Here is a 16,468-nt window from a genome sequence, read left to right on the forward strand (position 1 = left end):
CCTGCGAGGGTGCTGTGAGCCCGGTCGCTCACACCGTGACATACCCCCGGGAGGAGTCGTCGTGGATGAGGCGATAGTCGGGCGTGGTGCCCCGCCGGTCGGCCAGGCTCCACACCCGGGTCGCTCGCCCGTCGCCGGCGGACGCGGCGCCGTACTCGAGCACGAGCGCGCTCGGCATCGCCCCGTCGCGGTACTCCCCGACGAAGTAGCGCGGGCTGCCGAGACCACCCGAGTCCACCCGCCCGACGAAACGACCCGAGTCGGTCAGTCGAGGAGGAGTGGCGAGCAGGTCGGCGGGTGTGATGCGCTGGACGGCCTCGTGCTGTGCGAAAGCAGACAGGGAGAGAGGCATGATCGAGTCGATTCGCATCTCAGACCGCCTCCGCCTTCTGATCGCTGCGCGACGATCGTTCGCGAAGGCTCTGAGCCCAGTCCTTCGTGTCGGTGAACCGGTGCTCGTCGAGGTAGGCGCGGATGACGTCGTGCACGAGGCGGATCTGTGACTCCGTCCCCATCGCCGCCTGCATCATGTCGACCGTCGGCGCGGGCGCCCCGTCGATGCGCTCGAGCGCCTGGCGGATGATGCGCTCGCGCCCCTCCCGTCCGAGGGACTTCTCCATGGAGGGCGTCTGGCGTGGGTACTCTGGGGCGTGTTCGTGACTCATGCGAGCCTCCTCAGTCAGGGATGGTGGTGTCTCACGGACAGTGGTGCCGGGGCTGCAACCCCGGCACCACGTCGTCTCCCCACCGTATCTTATTTTTAGTCATTCAAAATAAGCGAGGACTTTCGGCGCGTCGGCCGCACACCGTGAGTAGCCTTCATCCATGAGCTTCCACATCGAGCACACCCTCGACGGCCGGCGTGCGAGCACCGGCGCCTTCGACTCCCTCGGCGAGGCGGTGATGGCGGCGTTGGGCGTGAAGCGCCCGCCCGTTCTCGTCGTCGACGACTCCGCCGACAGTGGCGCCGACACCGTCGCCGCCGTCCTGAAGAAGGGCGAGGTGCTCACCGCGACACCTGAGCCTGAGTGGTGGGGTCGGGTGAAGAAGGCGTCGCAGGACAAGCTGCTCGCCGGAGGCCGGCTCGATGCCGCCGTGGTGACGGATCTCACCGATGCCGGTGGTGCAGTGGCAGCGACGGCATGGGAGAGCGGCCCCGTCGAGGAGTGGGAGCTGACGCCGGCATCCGACCACGACTGGGTGCGCTTCGAAGCCGCTCGGCGGTCGATCCGAGGCTGACGCCCCGCCGACACCTCTGCCGTTGCATGAGAAAGGCCCGGCTTCCTCGAAAGGAACCGGGCCTGTCTCTCATTCACTGCTCGCTGTGGCTATGTTCGTTTATTCACGGATCCCTTGAGCCTCAAGGGATCGGAGAGGGGGATCTTCGACGCAATTCCACGCTAAGCCTCAGAAAGTTCCGCGGCCGTCGCGTTTCTCCAGATCAGAGCTGATTTCATCGTGCGACGAAACGGAGCTTCAGCAACCTACTTCGATGCTGCCTCGTGGCGCCTGGCAGAGCCAGTCGGTGCGACGTATTAGCCCCCCCGGGTCGCACATCGGTCCCGATCCCGAGCGTGGCCATCCGAGCGGCGTCGGCGGTGCGTCGAGCTCACTGCTCGCATCCGCTAACGAATTCTAAGAGGAAGGTGTCCTCGCCTGTCCGCGCCGGGGCGATCACCTGCTCAACCCAAATCTGCTTCGACGCGTCATCCGTGTGCGGCGCCACCTCAGGCAGCTTCGTCCACTCTTCAAGCTTGTCCAACGCTTCCGACGCCGCCGTCACATCGCCGTCGGCGGTGGCTGCAACGTACGCTCCGAGCCATGCACACTGCCACTCGAACGCCGCCTGCATCTCACCGGCCCCCGGTTCGAACTGTCCGTTCTCGTCCCAGTCTCCTGAAGGCGTGTCCCGTACCGAGTGACCTTCGGGAAGGCTACTCGCGAGTTCCTCGGTGGCAGTCCGGTACTCGTCGATAAAGCTGGTGAGATCCCCGAAGGAGTCCAGGGGTGCGCTTTCTTGCTCATCTGCAGCGTGCGGAGTCCCGGACGGACTGGGCACGCTATTGCCCAACTCCACGGCGCGGCGATGGCGATGTGACCAACAACTGTTCTCTCTGGTTCGAGGATAGATTTCTCCCATGACTCCGAACCCGCTGTTGCCGGCTATTCCCGACCTGTTTCTCATTCTCGCGGTGGTTCTGGTTGTCCTGCTCGCCGTCGGTATCGGCGTGACGGTCTGGCTCCGTAAGAGGAAAGACCCCCGCTAAAACCGACGTGTACTACGGGAGTACAGAGGCTGCACAGACGGTTCAAAGTCGAACCCGAGCTACGCGCTAACGTCCATCGCTCCTGACGCGAGCCTCGTGTGGAACAACTCTTACGGGAGCTAGTTCAGATAGAACCTGCTCCAGCCGTGGTCTGTCTCCCCTTCCGCGCGGGTTTCGGCGAGCATCCTCTGGAGATTCTCTTCGCTCAGCTCGCGGTTCACATACGGCGAACCGTTGACGAAGTCTGCCAGCTCGGCCGCAGATACGGCAGAGCCAACCGAAGTCTCACGGCGATGCTCATAGGCGCCGTGGATAATGACCTCCGTAAGCGTTCCGGGGCTCAGTTGCTGGGCATCGCGAAAAGCGCGCGCCTCCGCGAGATCGGAGGTATGGAGTTCCGCCAGGGTGGCGTCTAGTTCGGGAGTGCTCATCAGTACGAGGCCTCTTCTCCCAGAGATTGGACGTGACCTCTCCTCCATGCGCGGCGCAGGCCAACGGGTAGGACCACTTCGCGTATTCCTCCGAGGACGCGAGGCGACGCGCGGGCGGACCGGCCGCATGGGATGCCAGTCCGGACGGCGACCTGAGGAGAATCGGCGCTATGCTCTTCGCCTGCCGAGAATGAAAAGCGCCGGTCAGAAACATGCTCTGACCGGCGCTTTCAATTTACGAACAGATGGCCCTGAATAAACGAACAGGGCCCTCGCTGTGCGCGAGGGGGGACTTGAACCCCCACGTCCATAAGGACACTGGCACCTGAAGCCAGCGCGTCTACCATTCCGCCACTCGCGCGAGTATGTCGGGCTCCGAAGAACTCAACTTCCCAAAGATATCACGCGTTTCGCCCATCGATGAAACCGGCGCCGCCGCGGTCTGCAGGAGTCGGGCACGGATGCCGGACGAGAGGATGTCCTTCGGTCCTGCAGACGTGCCGAGGTCCTGCATCCGGCGCATCCCACTCCCCCACTCCCCCGGAATCTCGGCGTTTTCCCGCCCCGCGAGGGCGTTCACCCAGCACACCTCGCTACGATGTGCCTACCGGTCGGCATGCCAGAGGAGCCCAGTGGGACTACTTGACAGCTTTGAGAAGGGTCTCGAGCGCGCTGTGAACAGCGCCTTCGCGAAGACCTTCCGCAGCGGCATCCAGCCCGTGGAGATCGCTTCCGCCCTTCGGCGCGAAGCGGACACCAAAGCGGCTGTGGTGAGCAGGGACCGCATCATCGCGCCCAATAACTTCGTCGTGCGCCTCAGCACCGACGACGCCGAGCGCATGCAGGGGCTCGGTGGAGCCCTCACCGACGAACTGCACGCGCTTCTCACCAAGCACGCGAAGTCGCAGGGTTACAGCTTCTCCGGCCCGCTCTCGATCTCGCTCGAGGGTGACGACAAGATCGCGACCGGCACGGTCAACGTCAGCTCCGGAACCGTCGAGGGCCGCGTCGAGTGGCAGGCCGTGATCGACGTCGACGGGCGTCGCCACTCGCTCACCCGCGCACGCACCGTCATCGGCCGCGGAACGGATGCCGACATCACGATCGCCGACGCCGGATCCAGCCGTAAGCACGTCGAGGTCCTCTGGGACGGAGAGCGCGCCATGATGCGCGATCTCGGCTCGACGAACGGCACCAAGGTCGACGGCCAGAAGGTGCGCGAAGCCGCCCTCCCCTCCGACACCACCCTGACCATCGGACGCACCGACCTGGTGTTCCGCATCGTTCCCGTCGCCACCCCGTCGCGCCCGCCCCGGCCGCGCGACGACGACGCGACCCGCGCGTTCGGGGCCATCTCGTGAGCACACCCAGTGAACTCGTCCTGCTGCTGCTGCGCGTGGGCTTCCTGCTGCTGCTGTGGTTCTTCGTGTTCGGCGTCGTCTACTCGCTGCGCGCCGATCTGTTCGGCATGAAGGTCCGCAAGCTCCCGGCCGAGGTCGCCGCGGCGACGCCTGCTCCGACGCAGTCGCCCGCATCCGCCCCGGCCTCCCGCCCCGCGTCGTCGAAGCCCAGCACCGGTCCCGCCACGGTCGCGACGGCCAAGCGGCTCGTCATCACCTCCGGTCCGAAGGCGGGGCTCGAGCTCCCCCTCGGCAACGAGACGTTGACGATCGGACGCTCCAGCGAATCCGCCCTCGTGATCCGCGACGACTACACGTCCAGTCACCACGCACGTCTGATGCTGCGCGGCGACAGCTGGGCCATCCAGGACCTCGACTCGACCAACGGCACCTTCGTCGCCGGCCAGCGCGTGACCGGCGGTCCCGTCGCCCTCGCCCTCGGCACCCCCATCAAGGTGGGCGCCACGACCTTCGAGCTGCGAGCCTGACCCCGGCATGGTCTTCGAGGGCTCGAGCGCCGCGATCTCCCACACCGGGAAGGTCCGCTCCAACAACCAGGATTCCGGGTACTCCGGGGCGAATCTCTTCGTCGTCGCCGACGGCATGGGCGGTCACGCCGGCGGTGACGTCGCCTCGAGCATCGCGATCCACCGGATGGAGCCGCTCGACCAGCCGTACTCGTCGGTCGACGACGCACAGGCCTCACTGCAGGCCGCCGCGACCACCGCGGCCGGCGATCTGATCCGCGCCGCCAAGGACCGCCCCGAACTCGCCGGCCTCGGCACCACGCTCAGCGCCGTCATCATGGTCGACGACTACGCGGTCATCGGCCACATCGGCGACTCGCGCATCTACCTCTACCGCGACGACGCGGTGACGCAGATCACGGCCGACCACACCTTCGTGCAGCGACTCGTCGACTCGGGCCGCATCACCCCCGAAGAGGCGCGATACCACCCGCGTCGCTCGGTGCTCATGCGCGTGCTGAGCGACATGGACGCCGATCCCGAGCTCGACATGTTCGTGATGCACACCCAGCCGGGCGACCGCTGGCTGCTGTGCTCCGACGGCCTCTCGGGCGTCGTCGACGAGGCGCACATCCTCAAGGCGATGCGCATGGGCATGGCGCCTGGCCGCACGGCCGACAACCTGCTCAAGCAGGCGCTCGACGGCGGAGCCCCCGACAACGTGACGATCGTCCTCGTCGAGGTCGGCGGTCAGCACGCGATGCACTCCGGCACGGCGACGATCGTCGGCTCGGCATCGAACCCCGCCAACGTGACCGTTCCTCCGGTGCGCGCGCCCCGCGGCAACTGGCTCCACCCGGTACGCCAGGCCGCGAACGAGCCCAGCCACTTCGAGCCGGCCCCCGAATACCTCGAAGAGCTCATCGAAGAGGACCGTCGACGCGCCAAGCGCCGCCGTCTCGGATGGATCGCCGGGATGCTGGTGGTCGTCGCGATGCTCGTGTTCGCCGCCTTCGCCGCCTACAGCTGGACGCAGACGCGCTACTTCGTCGGCGCCGACGACGACAGTGTCGTGATCTACCAGGGCGTGCAGCAGAACATCGGCCCGATCACCCTGTCGACTCCGCTCCGCGACACCGACATCCTGCTCGCCAACCTTCCGCCGTACCAACGTGATTCCGTGGAGCGCACGATCACGGCGCGGTCGTTCTCGGATGCCGAGGCCATCGTCGCGCGACTCCAGGCCGGCGCCGACCGCGTGATCGGCGAGACCCCGCTGCCCACTCCCCTGCCCACCGCGACGCCGACGGAGGACGCAGGATGACCACCGACGTCACGGCCGACACCAGCGTCATCAAGGCCCTCAAGAGAATGCGGATGCCGCAGACGCAGCGCAACCGCGAGTTCTGGCTGCTGCTCTTCGCCGTCGCTCTCAGTGGCGGCGCTCTCACGCTCGTGCAGCTCGGTGCTCTGGGTCTGATCGACCCCATGATCCTGGCGATCGGCGGTGGCCTCGCCGTTCTGGCCTTCGCCGTGCACTTCGTGCTGCGTGCCGTCGCGTCGGCCGCCGACCCGTTCCTGCTGCCGATCGCCACGCTGCTGACCGGCCTCGGCATCGCGATGATCTATCGCATCGACATCGCGAAGTCCCTCACGGGGTGGGACGCCTACTCGACGAAGCAGCTCGCGTGGACGGGCATCTCCCTCGCCGGGGCGATCGCGTGCGTGATCCTGCTGCGCAACTACCGGGTGCTGTTCCGCTACACCTACATCTTCGGCCTCTCCGGCATCCTGCTCCTGCTGCTCCCCTTCGTCCCGGGCCTGCGCATCCCCGATGCGAACGCCCAGGTCTGGGTGTCGCTCGGCGGCATGTTCGCCTTCCAGCCCGGCGAGCTCGCCAAGATCTGCCTCGCGATCTTCTTCGCGGGCTATCTCGTGCGTACGCGGGAGAGCCTGACGTCTGTCGGCACGAAGTTCCTCGGCATCATGTGGCCGCGCATGCGCGAACTCGGACCGGTTCTGGTGGTGTGGGCGATCTCGCTCGGCATCATCGTCATCCAGCGCGACCTCGGAACCGGAACCCTGATCTTCGGCATGTTCGTCGCGATGCTCTACGTCGCGACCGGCAAGACGAGCTGGGTGCTCATCGGCCTCGCCCTCGTGGCTGCGGGTGTCGCGGTGGCGACACAGATCCTCAGCTACGTGCAGGGCCGCTTCGTCAACTGGCTGTTCCTCTTCGACCCCGAGAAGGTCGACCCCGACGGCGCCGGCTTCCAGCCCATGCAGGGCCTGTTCGGGCTGGCGCACGGCGGCCTTCTCGGCACGGGCTGGGGTCAGGGACGCCCCGACGTCACGCCCCTCGCCCACAGCGACTACATCATCACGAGCCTCGGCGAGGAGATCGGCCTGATCGGGCTGTTCGCGATCCTCTGCCTCTACATGGTCTTCGTGAGCCGCGGCGTGCGCATCGGACTGGCGGGTCAGGACGACTTCGGCAAGCTGCTCGCCATCGGCCTCTCGTTCACGATCGCGCTGCAGGTCTTCATCATGGTCGGCGGCGTGACGAGGGTCATCCCGCTGACCGGTCTGACCACGCCGTTCCTCGCCGCCGGTGGATCCTCGCTCATCGCCAACTGGCTGATCGTGGCCATCCTGCTGCGCATCTCCGACGGCGTCCGCAGCCAACCCCGGGCGGTGATCGGCTGACATGACCAAAGAACTCCGCCGTCTCAGCATCGTGATGCTGTTCATGTTCCTGTCGCTGTTCGCCGCGACCAGCTGGATCCAGGTCGTCGAGGCCGACGCCCTCGGGCAGAACCCGAACAACAGGCGCACCCTCCTCGACAGCTACGAGATCCAGCGCGGGTCGATCATCGTCGACGACGTCGCGATCGCCTCCTCGACCCCCTCGGACGACCGCTACCAGTTCCAGCGCGTCTACACGGATGCCGCGATGTGGGCCCCTGTCACCGGGTACTTCAACCCGGCGCTGCAGTCGGCGACCGGCATCGAGCGGGCGATGAACGCCGACCTGTCGGGAACGGGATCGAGCGCCTTCTTCGCCGAGATCGAGCGGATCCTCTCGGGCCAGCCGCAGAGCGGATTCAGCGTCGAGCTGACTCTCGACACGGCCGCGCAGCGCGCCGCATACGACGCTCTGCAGGGCCTCAACGGAGCGGTCGTCGCGATCGAGCCGAAGACCGGGCGCATCCTCGCACTGGTGTCGACCCCCGGGTTCGACACCAACCAGCTCGCGACGCACGACGCGGATGCCGCGAACGCGACCTACGACCAGCTCGACGAAGACCCCACGAAGCCCCTCTCAAACCGGGCGATCGCCGGCGACCTCAACCCTCCCGGCTCGACGTTCAAGCTTCGTCGTGGCGGCCGCGGCCTATGCGTCGGGCAACTGGACGCCCGACTCGACGCTCCCGAACCCGGCCCGCTACCAGCTGCCCGGCTCGACGAACACGGTCGCGAACGCCTGGGGCGGCACGTGCGGCAGCGGAGACACCGTGACGATCTCCGAAGCCATCCGCCTGAGCTGCAACATCCCGATGGCCGAGCTCGCCGTCGAGCTCGGCGATGACGCGATCCGCGAGATGGCGGAGAAGTTCGGGTTCAACCGGAGCTTCTCGACGCCGCTCGAATCGACTCCGTCGAGCTACCCGCGTGCCCTCGACGACGCGCAGACCGCCCTCACCGGATTCGGCCAGGGACAGGTCACCGCGACGCCGCTGCAGATCGCGATGGTGGCGGCCGGCATCGCGAACGACGGCGTCGTGATGAACCCCCGTCTGGTCGACACGGTGATCGGCAACGACCTCTCGGTCATCCGTTCGTACGACGACACCCAGTTCGGTCAGACGACCGATGCGACGATCGCCGATCAGATCACGGCGTCGATGGTCGCGAGCGTCTCAAACGGCGCTGCGCAGGGTGCAAGAATAGACGGGGTCGATGTGGCGGGGAAGACCGGCACGACCGAGAACGATAACAAGCCGTACACGTTGTGGTTCACCGGTTTCGCGCCGGCGGACGACCCCGAGGTGGCAGTAGCGGTCCTCGTCGAAGACGGCGGTGGACAAGGGCAGTCAGGATCCGGCGACACCATCGCCGCTCCGATTGCAAAGAAGGTCATAGAGGCGGTGCTGGGCAGATGAGACCGACGCAGGGTGTGTCGTTCGGTGGTCGCTACGAGCTGCAGTCGCGTATTGCGATCGGCGGCATGGGCGAGGTGTGGGAGGCGACGGATCACGTCATCGGTCGCACCGTGGCCATCAAGATCCTCAAGGACGAGTACATGGGGGACCCCGGGTTCCTCGAGCGGTTCCGCGCTGAGGCGCGCCATGCCGCACTCGTCAACCACGAGGGCATCGCGAGCGTCTTCGACTACGGCGAGGAGAACGGCAGCGCCTACCTCGTCATGGAGCTCGTTCCCGGCGAGGCCCTCTCGACCGTGCTCGAGCGCGACGGCGCCCTGAGCGCCGACAAGACCCTCGACATCGTCGCGCAGACGGCATCCGCTCTGCAGGCCGCGCATGCGGCAGGTCTCGTGCACCGTGACATCAAGCCGGGAAACCTGCTGATCACGCCGGACGGCCGCGTCAAGATCACGGACTTCGGCATCGCCCGCATCGCCGACCAGGTGCCGCTGACGGCCACCGGCCAGGTCATGGGCACCGTGCAGTACCTCTCGCCCGAGCAGGCGTCGGGGCACCCGGCGTCACCGGCGACCGACACGTACTCGCTCGGCATCGTCGCCTACGAGTGCCTCGCAGGCAAGCGGCCCTTCACGGGTGAGTCGCAGGTCGCGATCGCGATGGCGCAGATCAACGAGCAGCCTCCGCCGCTGCCGCCGACCGTGCCGATCCCGGTGCAGAACCTCGTCATGGCGATGATCGCCAAGAAGCCCGCCGACCGCCCGTCGTCGTCGGCGACCGTCGCACGCGCCGCCCAGGCTCTGCGCCGAGGCGACCTGAACTCCGCTGCCATCGCGGTGCCGGCCATCGCGACCGGTGGTGTCGCCTCCGACGACGCCACCCGGCTGCTCACCGCATCGGGCGACGACGGCACGACGCGCATCCTCCCCACGACGGCCCAGCTGCCCACCGGCGAGCAGGCCGAGGAGGAAGCCGAGAAGAAGAAGAAGCGCAGCCCCTGGACGTGGCCGCTGATCGCTCTCATCGCACTGCTCGTGATCGTGCTCGGTGGAACCGTGTTCGCCCTGATGAATCAGGGCGACCCCGATCCCGAGCCGACCCAGTCGGAGACCGTGTCGCAGACCCCGAAGCCGACACCGACCGAGACCGAGACGCCCGAGCCCGAGCTCGTGGACGTCGATGCTCTCGGTCTCGTGGGGATGCAGTGCGATGCCGCGCAGACCGCTGCCGCCAACGCCGGACTCCAGGCCGAGTGCGTGGTGGGCAACACCATCGCTCCCAACGCGAACCAGGTCGGCACGGTCGAGTCCGTGCAGCCCGGCGGCAACGTTCCCGAGGGCACGGCCATCACGCTGACGACCTTCAAGGAGCAGGTGAAGGTGGGCAAGCCCTCGGGCACCCCGACCATCGCCGGCACCGCCACCGAGGGCGAGCCCGTGACCCTCAACTGGCCGAGCTTCGAGTGCCCCTCGGGCACCCCGGCGCGATCGGCCTTCGAGGTGACGCTCACCAACGCGACGTTCTCCGGCGGCAACGCCGGCGAGTCCATCCGCAGCTTCGGCCCCAGCGTGCTCTCGACGCAGATCGTCCCCGGCACGGCCGGACAGTCGATCACCGCCACGTTCCGCGTCTTCTGCGGCAGCGACATGCCGTCCGAGCAGTCGGATGCCATGCCGGGCGTCGTCATCCTGCCCGCCGCGCCGGGCGCCGATGAAGGCGACGCAGACGGCGGAGACTCAGGCGAATAACCCGCTCCCGCCGTAGGCTGGAGCATCCACAAGGTCGTATCAGGGGGTCACTACGTGTCGACAGAGCCACGCGTTCTCGCGGGTCGCTATCGCGTCGACGAGCTCATCGGGCACGGCGGCATGGCGAAGGTGTACCGCGGGTACGATCTGACGCTCGGTCGTGCGGTGGCGATCAAGATCCTCGACCCCGAGCTGGCACGCGACAACGCGTTCCGCACGCGATTCCGTCTCGAGGCCCAGTCCGCGTCGCGCATGTCGCACCCGTCGATCGTCCGCGTCTACGACGCCGGCGACCCCTCGACGACCGACAGCAGCACGGATGAGCCTCCGTACATCATCATGGAGCTGATCAGCGGCACGCTGCTGAAGGACATCATCGCCAAGGGCCCGGTGCCCGTCGAGGATGCCGTGCGCTATGTCGACGGCATCCTCGAGGCGCTGGACTACTCGCATCGTGCGGGTGTCGTGCACCGCGACATCAAGCCGGGCAACGTGATGGTGACCGACAAGGGCCAGGTCAAGGTCATGGACTTCGGCATCGCCCGAGCCGTGTCCGACTCGTCATCGACGGTCGCCGAGACCACCCAGATCATCGGCACCGCGGCATACTTCTCACCCGAGCAGGCCAAGGGCGAACCGGTCGACGCACGCGCCGACCTCTACTCGACCGGCGTCGTGCTCTATGAACTGCTCACCGGCCGTCAGCCGTTCCGCGGCGAATCCCCTGTGGCCGTCGCCTACCAGCACGTCAGCGAGACTCCGGTCCCTCCGACCGAGGTGAACGAGGACTCCCCCGGCGCGCTCGACCCGATCGTCCTGCGCGCGCTGGCCAAGGATCCCTACCAGCGATACCCGGATGCCGCGCACTTCCGCGCTGCGCTCGACTCGGCGGTCTCCGGCCATGCGCCGAGCCGCAAGGAGCTCGGCGCGCTCACGAGCGAGCTGTACGGACCGAATCCGCGTGCCGCGCAGGAGACCGCCCGGTCGCTCCGCCAGCTGAGCACCGACACCACCATGGCTCGCACGCAGTCTGGCCCGCCCGTCGCGTGGATCTGGGCGGGTGTGGCACTGCTTGCCGTGCTTCTCGCCTCGGTGTTGTTCTGGGTCTGGACGCTCAGCATGCGCCCGGACGACGTGCCGTCGAGCTCGCGCGTGGTGCCTGATCTCGTCAATGTCTCGTCCGAGCGCGCCCAGGATGATCTCGGCAAGCTCGATCTCACCTCGAAGCTGGTGCTCGAGTCCAGCAACGACATCGTCGAGGGCAACGTGACCCGCACAGACCCTGCGTCCGGCACCGCCGTGAGCGAGGGCGATTCCGTGACGGTCTACGTGTCCTCCGGCAAGGAGACGGTGGTCGTCCCGATGCTCGAGGGCCTGTCTTTGACGGCCGCCAAGGACGCACTCGCGGCGGCAGGGCTCGAACTGGGCACGGTCATCCAGCGCAACGACAAGGGGCTGGCGGCCGAGACGGTGATGGAGGCCAGCGAGGCGGCCGACACCGAGGTCGCACCGCAGACCATCGTGAATCTCGTCGTCGCGAGCGGCCGGGTCACCCTCACCGACGTCACCGGGTGGACGATGGAAGCGGCTCAGGCTGAGCTCGAACGCATCGGCCTCACGCCCAGTCCGGTCGAGCTGATCGACTGCACGCCGACCGAACCGCCCACCGTGTCGTCGATGTCGGCCGCGCCGGGAGACGTGGCGATCGGCTCGACGGTCGAACTGCGCTACTGCGTCGCCGCCGGCTGATCCACACGAGCGTCGGGGCCCGACAGCGGGTGCAGTGCCGCTGAGCGTGCCACGGCATGTGCGTCGCCGCACAGTTCGAGCCAGTTGGCGAGCAGACGGTATCCGCCTTCGGTCAGCACGCTCTCGGGGTGGAACTGCACCCCGAGTATGGGCAGACGGGTGTGCTCCAGTGCCATGACGGTGCCGCTCGCGGTGCGCGCTGTGACGGCCACGTCAGCCGGCAGGTCGGTCTCCGCGAGAGCGAGGGAGTGATATCTGCCCGCGTCGAACGGCGACGGGATGCCGGCGAAGAGCGCTGATCCGTCGTGCGTGACCGGCGACACCATGCCGTGCATCAGCTCAGGCGCCTCTGAAACGGTGGTGCCGAACGCGGCGCCGATCACCTGATGCCCCAGGCAGACGCCGAGAAGCGGCATCCGGATCCTCGCGGCGAGCCGCACGGCGTCGACGGAGACGCCGGCATCGTCAGGGGTGCCCGGGCCGGGAGAGAGCAGCAGCGCGTCGAAGTCCGGCAGCATCACCGCGAGTTCAGCGGCATCGATGGTATCCGCCTCGATCAGCGCGACGTCGGCACCGAGCTCGCGCAGGTACCCCACGAGCGTGTGCACGAAGCTGTCGTGGTTGTCCACGACGAGCACGCGGGTCATTCGAGGTCGACCTCGCCCGGGGTGATCAGCGGGCTCACCCAGGGGAAGACATACCAGAAGAGCCCGTAGAGCACCGCTGCGACGAGCACGAGGAGGATGAAGAGCTTCAGCCACCACGGGCCGGGGAGGATGCGCCAGAGTGCGGCGTACATGGGTCGTCTCTTTCCGTTCGGCTAGATCGACGGCGCGGCCGGCGGAGGCGGTGGATCGGTGAGCGCGGCGGGCGGACCCTCGGCGCGGGGCTGGAAGCTCTCGTACACGCCGTAGGCGACGATGCGCTCGGCGAGGGAGTACAGCGGCGAACAGGCGGTCAGCGTGATGTACTTCTCCCCCGTCGCGACGCCGGGCATCTGCGGCACATCGAGCAGCACGTCCGTCTGCGTGGGCTTGACGTACTCCAGCGTCCGGAAGCGGTACGTGAACCATCCGTCAGGCGTCTCGACGACGATCGCGTCGCCGACCTGGAGCTTGTCGAGCTGGTTGAAGGGCTTGCCCCAGGTGGTTCGGTGGCCGGCCATCGCGAAGTTGCCGACCTCACCGGGCATCTTCGAGTCGGTGTAGACGCCGATCCCGAGCTTGTCGAGCGTGCGCGCGCGGGTCGTACCGCCGTAGATGCCGACGTTGTACTCGGCACCGAAGCGCGGCACGTGCATCTGGCCGAGGAGCTCGGTGTCGGCCGGAGCGGCGGGGATCACCGGCTCGAACACCGTCGCCCCGTCGTCGGTCTCGACGACCGGTGGGAGCTCGGGAGCGGGTGCGTTCGCCCATTCCTGCGAGACCGCCGCACCCTCTTCGTTCTTCTGGGCCGCGATGATGATGTCGCCGATCCACATCTGCCACGCGACGAAGAGAAGCACGATCACTCCGCCCGTGAGCAGCAGCTCGCCGAGGACGCTGGTGAAGGTCGCGCGCGACCGGGGGCGGCGGCGGTGTGCACGTCGCTCCCCCGAGACGACGGATGCAGTCATGGCGACATGCTATCCGCCAGACCTGTACTCCCGCCCTGCGGCCCTGGTTTTCCGCGCGATATGACACTCTTGGGTACACTGTGGGAATGGCACGCGACCGCAAGACCGAAGAACCCGAAGCTCCGCGCAGCGAAGGCGAAGCCGCACCCAACGCGGTGTGGTTCAAGCCGGTGATGGTCGGCTTCATGCTCCTCGGTCTCGTGTGGATCCTCGTGTTCTACATCTCGGGCATGCAGTTCCCGATCCCGGGGCTCGACAACTGGAACCTTGCGATCGGCCTGGGCATCGCCCTGATCGGCTTCCTGATGACCACACGCTGGCGCTGACGCCCGCCCCACCGATTTCGAAGAATGCCCCTCTCGCGTTGGCGAGAGGGGCCTTCTTCTGAGTTATCCACAGGTTATCCCCAACATGGGGAGAATTACACAGATGTTATTCACATCGGTCAACAACCCTGTTAACAACTTCTGATCAGGAGTAAACCGTCGTGATCAGGAACGGTACCAACAGGGCGACGATCAGGACGAGCGCGACAACGACGGCAACGAGCAGCACGATCTGTAGCGTCCGCTGCTCACGCCGTCGGGTCCTCGTGAGGATGAACGCCACGAGCGCACCGACGATCGCCCCGCCGAGGTGCGCCTGCCAGGCGATGTTCTGAGAGAACACGAAGCCGACGACGAAGTTGATGCCGAGGATCACGAGGATGCCGGTCACGTTCGCCCCGATGTGCCGTCCGATGATCAGCAAGGCGGCCATCAGGCCGAAGATCGCGCCGGAGGCGCCCACCGTCGCGGTTCCGGGCGCGAGCAATGCGACGGCGACGGAACCGCCGAGCCCGCTGATCAGGTACAGCGACAGGAAGCGGATTCTGCCGAGCATCGGTTCGAGACTCTGACCCAGCATCCACAGTGCCAGCATGTTGAGCGCGAGATGCAGGAAACCGCCATGCACGAACACAGCCGTGAGAAGCCGCCACGGTTCGAACGGCATGAGCGACAGATCCGGATACAGATAGCCCGCCGCGAAGAGCAGCTGGCCCGTGATCGCCTGGCCCACTCCCGGGATGAGCTGAAGGAGCCCGATGAACGACGTGATCGCCAGCAGCGAGTACGTGACGACGGGCTTGCCGCTGCCACGCGAGGCGAGTGCGGCGCCGCGCCCGCCCCAGCGACGCTCGGCGCGCTTCTGGGCGGGACTGCGGTTCTTTCGCTCTGCGGCCATGCACTCGGGGCAGATGACCCCGACAGCCGCCTGCGTCTGGCATTCGGGGCAGATCGTGCGCAGGCACCGCTGACAGAGCACGAAGCTCTGCCGATCCGGATGCCGGTAGCAGAAGTTGTCGCGGTTGTCCGCGAACTCAGGCGTCGTCATCCGGATCGGCCAGCGTCGGCGTCAGGCCGCGACGATGTCGATCGACTGCAGCACGACCGGCTCGATGGGACGGTCGCCCGCAGCCGTCGGCACAGCGGCGATCGCGTCGACGACAGCCTTGGAGGCGTCATCGGCGACCTCGCCGAAGATCGTGTGCTTGCCCTGGAGCCAGGGGGTGGGGTCGGTCGTGATGAAGAACTGCGAGCCGTTGGTTCCCTCGGCCTTGCCCGTGATGGCGTTGCGACGCAGACCGGCGTTGGCCATGGCGAGGATGTAGGGCTCGTTGAAGTTGAGCTCCATGTTGATCTCGTCGTCGAAGTTGTATCCGGGGCCCCCGACGCCCTGTCCGAGCGGGTCGCCGCCCTGGATCATGAAGTTCGGGATGATGCGGTGGAAGATGACGTCCTTGTAGAGAGCACCCTCGCCCGGCTTGCCGGTGGCGGGGTGCGTCCACTCCTGGGTGCCGTCGGCGAGGCCGACGAAGTTCTTGACCGTCTTCGGGGCGTGGTCGCCGAAGAGGTTGATGACGATGTCACCGTGGTTGGTGTGCAGGGTTGCGACATGAGAAGCGTGAGCCATGGGTCCATTCTCGCAGAGCTTCCCATGAGTTGGCCCGCGTCTAGCGCTCATCGGCCTCCGACGCAAGGGTTCGGCGATTCCCTCGCCCCATACACGGTCGCGTGGCAAGATGGGGAATCCGTACTCCAATCGACAGGAGAGCATCGTGAGCATCAGCCGCAAGCGGAAGAAGGAGCTGCGTCGTCTTCAGAACGACGCCAACCAGCTCTGGGAGAACCAGCAGGTCCTCGTCGGCCACGCCGCCGACGTCGCGCGTGAAGCCGGACGTCAGCTCGGCCACTTCGGTCGCGAGCAGGTCGGTCCTGTCGTCCAGGACACCTACAACCGTCGCGTCGCACCGGTCGTCGACCGCGGCGTCCGCTTCGGTCACCACGTGGTGGACGACAAGGTCGTCCCCATCGTCGGCGGAGTCGTCGGCACCGCGCTCACCGCGTGGGATGTCGCGAACGCCAAGCGCGAAGGCGTCGTGAAGAAGGTCAGGAAGGCCACTCAGCCCGAGCCGAAGGGCCCGAGCGTCGGTTCGGTCATCGCCCTGATCCTCGGAGTCGCCGCAGCGGCCGGCGTTCTCTACGCCGCGTGGCAGGCACTGCGCGCAGACGACGAGCTCTGGGTCGCCGACGACCCGCTCTCCGCACCTGACGCGTGACCTCGACATCGGAGCCCCCGGCCACTGAG

Annotated in this window: 19 protein-coding genes, 1 tRNA gene and 1 pseudogene; 11 read left to right on the plus strand and 10 right to left on the minus strand. The window is 67.1% G+C overall.

The window, feature by feature from the left end:
* Positions 1 to 28 precede the first annotated feature (28 nt).
* The gene (locus ACZZZF_RS11200; RefSeq protein WP_394195078.1) at positions 29 to 370 is read right to left on the minus strand and encodes a hypothetical protein; all 342 of its coding nucleotides are present in this window, start codon (positions 368 to 370) and stop codon (positions 29 to 31) included.
* A 1-nt stretch (position 371) separates the two neighbouring features.
* Entirely contained in the window at positions 372 to 665 is a 294-nt protein-coding gene (locus ACZZZF_RS11205) for a hypothetical protein (RefSeq protein WP_053098275.1), read from the minus strand.
* A gap of 160 nt (positions 666 to 825) precedes the next feature.
* Here ACZZZF_RS11205 and ACZZZF_RS11210 point away from each other — a divergent pair, with 160 nt between their 5' ends.
* On the plus strand, positions 826 to 1,239 hold the full coding sequence (locus tag ACZZZF_RS11210; protein WP_463498360.1) for a hypothetical protein: 414 nt from the start codon (positions 826 to 828) through the stop codon (positions 1,237 to 1,239).
* A gap of 370 nt (positions 1,240 to 1,609) precedes the next feature.
* On the opposite strand, the gene ACZZZF_RS11215 is transcribed toward ACZZZF_RS11210, so the two are convergent.
* Positions 1,610 to 2,140, minus strand: coding sequence for a hypothetical protein (locus ACZZZF_RS11215; RefSeq protein ID WP_372984478.1), 531 nt, complete (start codon positions 2,138 to 2,140; stop codon positions 1,610 to 1,612).
* Here ACZZZF_RS11215 and ACZZZF_RS11220 point away from each other — a divergent pair.
* Positions 2,139 to 2,267 (plus strand): hypothetical protein, encoded by a 129-nt coding sequence (locus ACZZZF_RS11220; protein ID WP_372984479.1) that lies wholly within the window; start codon positions 2,139 to 2,141, stop codon positions 2,265 to 2,267. The two genes, ACZZZF_RS11215 and ACZZZF_RS11220, sit on opposite strands and share 2 nt — an antisense overlap.
* 119 nt (positions 2,268 to 2,386) lie before the next feature.
* On the opposite strand, the gene ACZZZF_RS11225 is transcribed toward ACZZZF_RS11220, so the two are convergent.
* Both ACZZZF_RS11225 and ACZZZF_RS11230 read right to left on the minus strand, forming a co-directional pair.
* Positions 2,387 to 2,698, minus strand: a complete 312-nt coding sequence (locus tag ACZZZF_RS11225; RefSeq protein WP_463498362.1) for a hypothetical protein — start codon at positions 2,696 to 2,698, stop codon at positions 2,387 to 2,389.
* 278 nt (positions 2,699 to 2,976) lie between these two features.
* Positions 2,977 to 3,059, minus strand: a tRNA-Leu gene (locus ACZZZF_RS11230).
* 271 nt (positions 3,060 to 3,330) lie between these two features.
* Here ACZZZF_RS11230 and ACZZZF_RS11235 point away from each other — a divergent pair.
* The 7 genes and pseudogenes from ACZZZF_RS11235 to pknB all read left to right on the plus strand — a co-directional run bounded on the left by ACZZZF_RS11235 (position 3,331) and on the right by pknB (position 12,225).
* Positions 3,331 to 4,059, plus strand: coding sequence for an FhaA domain-containing protein (locus tag ACZZZF_RS11235; RefSeq protein ID WP_053098273.1), 729 nt, complete (start codon positions 3,331 to 3,333; stop codon positions 4,057 to 4,059).
* Positions 4,056 to 4,586, plus strand: a complete 531-nt coding sequence (locus ACZZZF_RS11240; protein ID WP_053098272.1) for an FHA domain-containing protein FhaB/FipA — start codon at positions 4,056 to 4,058, stop codon at positions 4,584 to 4,586. The genes ACZZZF_RS11235 and ACZZZF_RS11240 overlap by 4 nt, the downstream gene beginning before the upstream one ends.
* A 7-nt stretch (positions 4,587 to 4,593) precedes the next feature.
* Positions 4,594 to 5,889 carry a PP2C family protein-serine/threonine phosphatase gene (locus ACZZZF_RS11245; RefSeq protein ID WP_053098271.1) on the plus strand — a complete coding sequence of 432 codons (1,296 nt, stop codon included), beginning with the start codon at positions 4,594 to 4,596 and terminating at the stop codon, positions 5,887 to 5,889.
* A complete protein-coding gene (locus ACZZZF_RS11250) occupies positions 5,886 to 7,271 on the plus strand; it encodes an FtsW/RodA/SpoVE family cell cycle protein (protein ID WP_072590403.1) in 1,386 nt (461 codons plus the stop codon). Before ACZZZF_RS11245 ends, ACZZZF_RS11250 begins: the two co-directional genes overlap by 4 nt.
* Before the next feature lies 1 nt (position 7,272).
* Positions 7,273 to 8,728 (plus strand): annotated as a pseudogene (locus tag ACZZZF_RS11255) (peptidoglycan D,D-transpeptidase FtsI family protein).
* Complete coding sequence (locus tag ACZZZF_RS11260; protein ID WP_053098268.1) at positions 8,725 to 10,476, plus strand: serine/threonine-protein kinase; 1,752 nt, start codon at positions 8,725 to 8,727, stop codon at positions 10,474 to 10,476. Before ACZZZF_RS11255 ends, ACZZZF_RS11260 begins: the two are co-directional and overlap by 4 nt.
* 54 nt (positions 10,477 to 10,530) lie before the next feature.
* Positions 10,531 to 12,225, plus strand: a complete 1,695-nt coding sequence (pknB, locus tag ACZZZF_RS11265) for a Stk1 family PASTA domain-containing Ser/Thr kinase (protein WP_187249149.1) — start codon at positions 10,531 to 10,533, stop codon at positions 12,223 to 12,225.
* Here the strand turns inward: pknB and ACZZZF_RS11270 are convergent.
* Genes ACZZZF_RS11270 through ACZZZF_RS11280 form a run of 3 tightly spaced genes read right to left on the minus strand, consistent with a single transcriptional unit; the run spans position 12,204 to position 13,840 of the window.
* Entirely contained in the window at positions 12,204 to 12,872 is a 669-nt protein-coding gene (locus ACZZZF_RS11270) for an anthranilate synthase component II (RefSeq protein WP_230101134.1), read from the minus strand. The genes pknB and ACZZZF_RS11270 overlap by 22 nt on opposite strands.
* The gene (locus ACZZZF_RS11275; RefSeq protein ID WP_167947501.1) at positions 12,869 to 13,024 is read right to left on the minus strand and encodes a hypothetical protein; all 156 of its coding nucleotides are present in this window, start codon (positions 13,022 to 13,024) and stop codon (positions 12,869 to 12,871) included. The genes ACZZZF_RS11270 and ACZZZF_RS11275 overlap by 4 nt, the downstream gene beginning before the upstream one ends.
* 21 nt (positions 13,025 to 13,045) lie before the next feature.
* Entirely contained in the window at positions 13,046 to 13,840 is a 795-nt protein-coding gene (locus ACZZZF_RS11280; RefSeq protein WP_285363569.1) for a class E sortase, read from the minus strand.
* Positions 13,841 to 13,926: 86 nt separating this feature from the next.
* Between ACZZZF_RS11280 and ACZZZF_RS11285 the strand changes: the two genes are divergently transcribed.
* On the plus strand, positions 13,927 to 14,166 hold the full coding sequence (locus tag ACZZZF_RS11285; protein ID WP_042541028.1) for a cell division protein CrgA: 240 nt from the start codon (positions 13,927 to 13,929) through the stop codon (positions 14,164 to 14,166).
* Positions 14,167 to 14,311: 145 nt separating this feature from the next.
* Here ACZZZF_RS11285 and ACZZZF_RS11290 read toward each other — a convergent pair whose 3' ends face one another.
* Entirely contained in the window at positions 14,312 to 15,214 is a 903-nt protein-coding gene (locus ACZZZF_RS11290; protein ID WP_053098263.1) for a rhomboid family intramembrane serine protease, read from the minus strand.
* A gap of 21 nt (positions 15,215 to 15,235) precedes the next feature.
* Positions 15,236 to 15,793 (minus strand): peptidylprolyl isomerase, encoded by a 558-nt coding sequence (locus ACZZZF_RS11295; RefSeq protein WP_053098262.1) that lies wholly within the window; start codon positions 15,791 to 15,793, stop codon positions 15,236 to 15,238.
* Positions 15,794 to 15,938: 145 nt separating this feature from the next.
* Between ACZZZF_RS11295 and ACZZZF_RS11300 the strand changes: the two genes are divergently transcribed.
* Positions 15,939 to 16,439 (plus strand): hypothetical protein, encoded by a 501-nt coding sequence (locus ACZZZF_RS11300; protein ID WP_053098260.1) that lies wholly within the window; start codon positions 15,939 to 15,941, stop codon positions 16,437 to 16,439.
* Positions 16,440 to 16,468: the final 29 nt, after the last annotated feature.

Source organism: Microbacterium sp. AC215 (genome assembly GCF_979258645.1).

Excerpts from the sequence above, each read along its gene's own strand:
- ACZZZF_RS11200 (WP_394195078.1), bottom strand. The coding sequence starts at position 370 with ATGCGAATCGACTCGATCATGCCTCTCTCCCTGTCTGCTTTCGCACAG.
- ACZZZF_RS11205 (WP_053098275.1), bottom strand. The coding sequence starts at position 665 with ATGAGTCACGAACACGCCCCAGAGTACCCACGCCAGACGCCCTCCATG.
- ACZZZF_RS11210 (WP_463498360.1), top strand. The coding sequence starts at position 826 with ATGAGCTTCCACATCGAGCACACCCTCGACGGCCGGCGTGCGAGCACC.
- ACZZZF_RS11220 (WP_372984479.1), top strand. The coding sequence starts at position 2,139 with ATGACTCCGAACCCGCTGTTGCCGGCTATTCCCGACCTGTTTCTCATT.
- ACZZZF_RS11215 (WP_372984478.1), bottom strand. The coding sequence starts at position 2,140 with ATGGGAGAAATCTATCCTCGAACCAGAGAGAACAGTTGTTGGTCACAT.
- ACZZZF_RS11225 (WP_463498362.1), bottom strand. The coding sequence starts at position 2,698 with ATGAGCACTCCCGAACTAGACGCCACCCTGGCGGAACTCCATACCTCC.
- ACZZZF_RS11245 (WP_053098271.1), top strand. The coding sequence starts at position 4,594 with ATGGTCTTCGAGGGCTCGAGCGCCGCGATCTCCCACACCGGGAAGGTC.
- ACZZZF_RS11250 (WP_072590403.1), top strand. The coding sequence starts at position 5,886 with ATGACCACCGACGTCACGGCCGACACCAGCGTCATCAAGGCCCTCAAG.
- ACZZZF_RS11260 (WP_053098268.1), top strand. The coding sequence starts at position 8,725 with ATGAGACCGACGCAGGGTGTGTCGTTCGGTGGTCGCTACGAGCTGCAG.
- ACZZZF_RS11270 (WP_230101134.1), bottom strand. The coding sequence starts at position 12,872 with ATGACCCGCGTGCTCGTCGTGGACAACCACGACAGCTTCGTGCACACG.
- ACZZZF_RS11275 (WP_167947501.1), bottom strand. The coding sequence starts at position 13,024 with ATGTACGCCGCACTCTGGCGCATCCTCCCCGGCCCGTGGTGGCTGAAG.
- ACZZZF_RS11280 (WP_285363569.1), bottom strand. The coding sequence starts at position 13,840 with ATGACTGCATCCGTCGTCTCGGGGGAGCGACGTGCACACCGCCGCCGC.
- ACZZZF_RS11285 (WP_042541028.1), top strand. The coding sequence starts at position 13,927 with ATGGCACGCGACCGCAAGACCGAAGAACCCGAAGCTCCGCGCAGCGAA.
- ACZZZF_RS11290 (WP_053098263.1), bottom strand. The coding sequence starts at position 15,214 with ATGACGACGCCTGAGTTCGCGGACAACCGCGACAACTTCTGCTACCGG.
- ACZZZF_RS11295 (WP_053098262.1), bottom strand. The coding sequence starts at position 15,793 with ATGGCTCACGCTTCTCATGTCGCAACCCTGCACACCAACCACGGTGAC.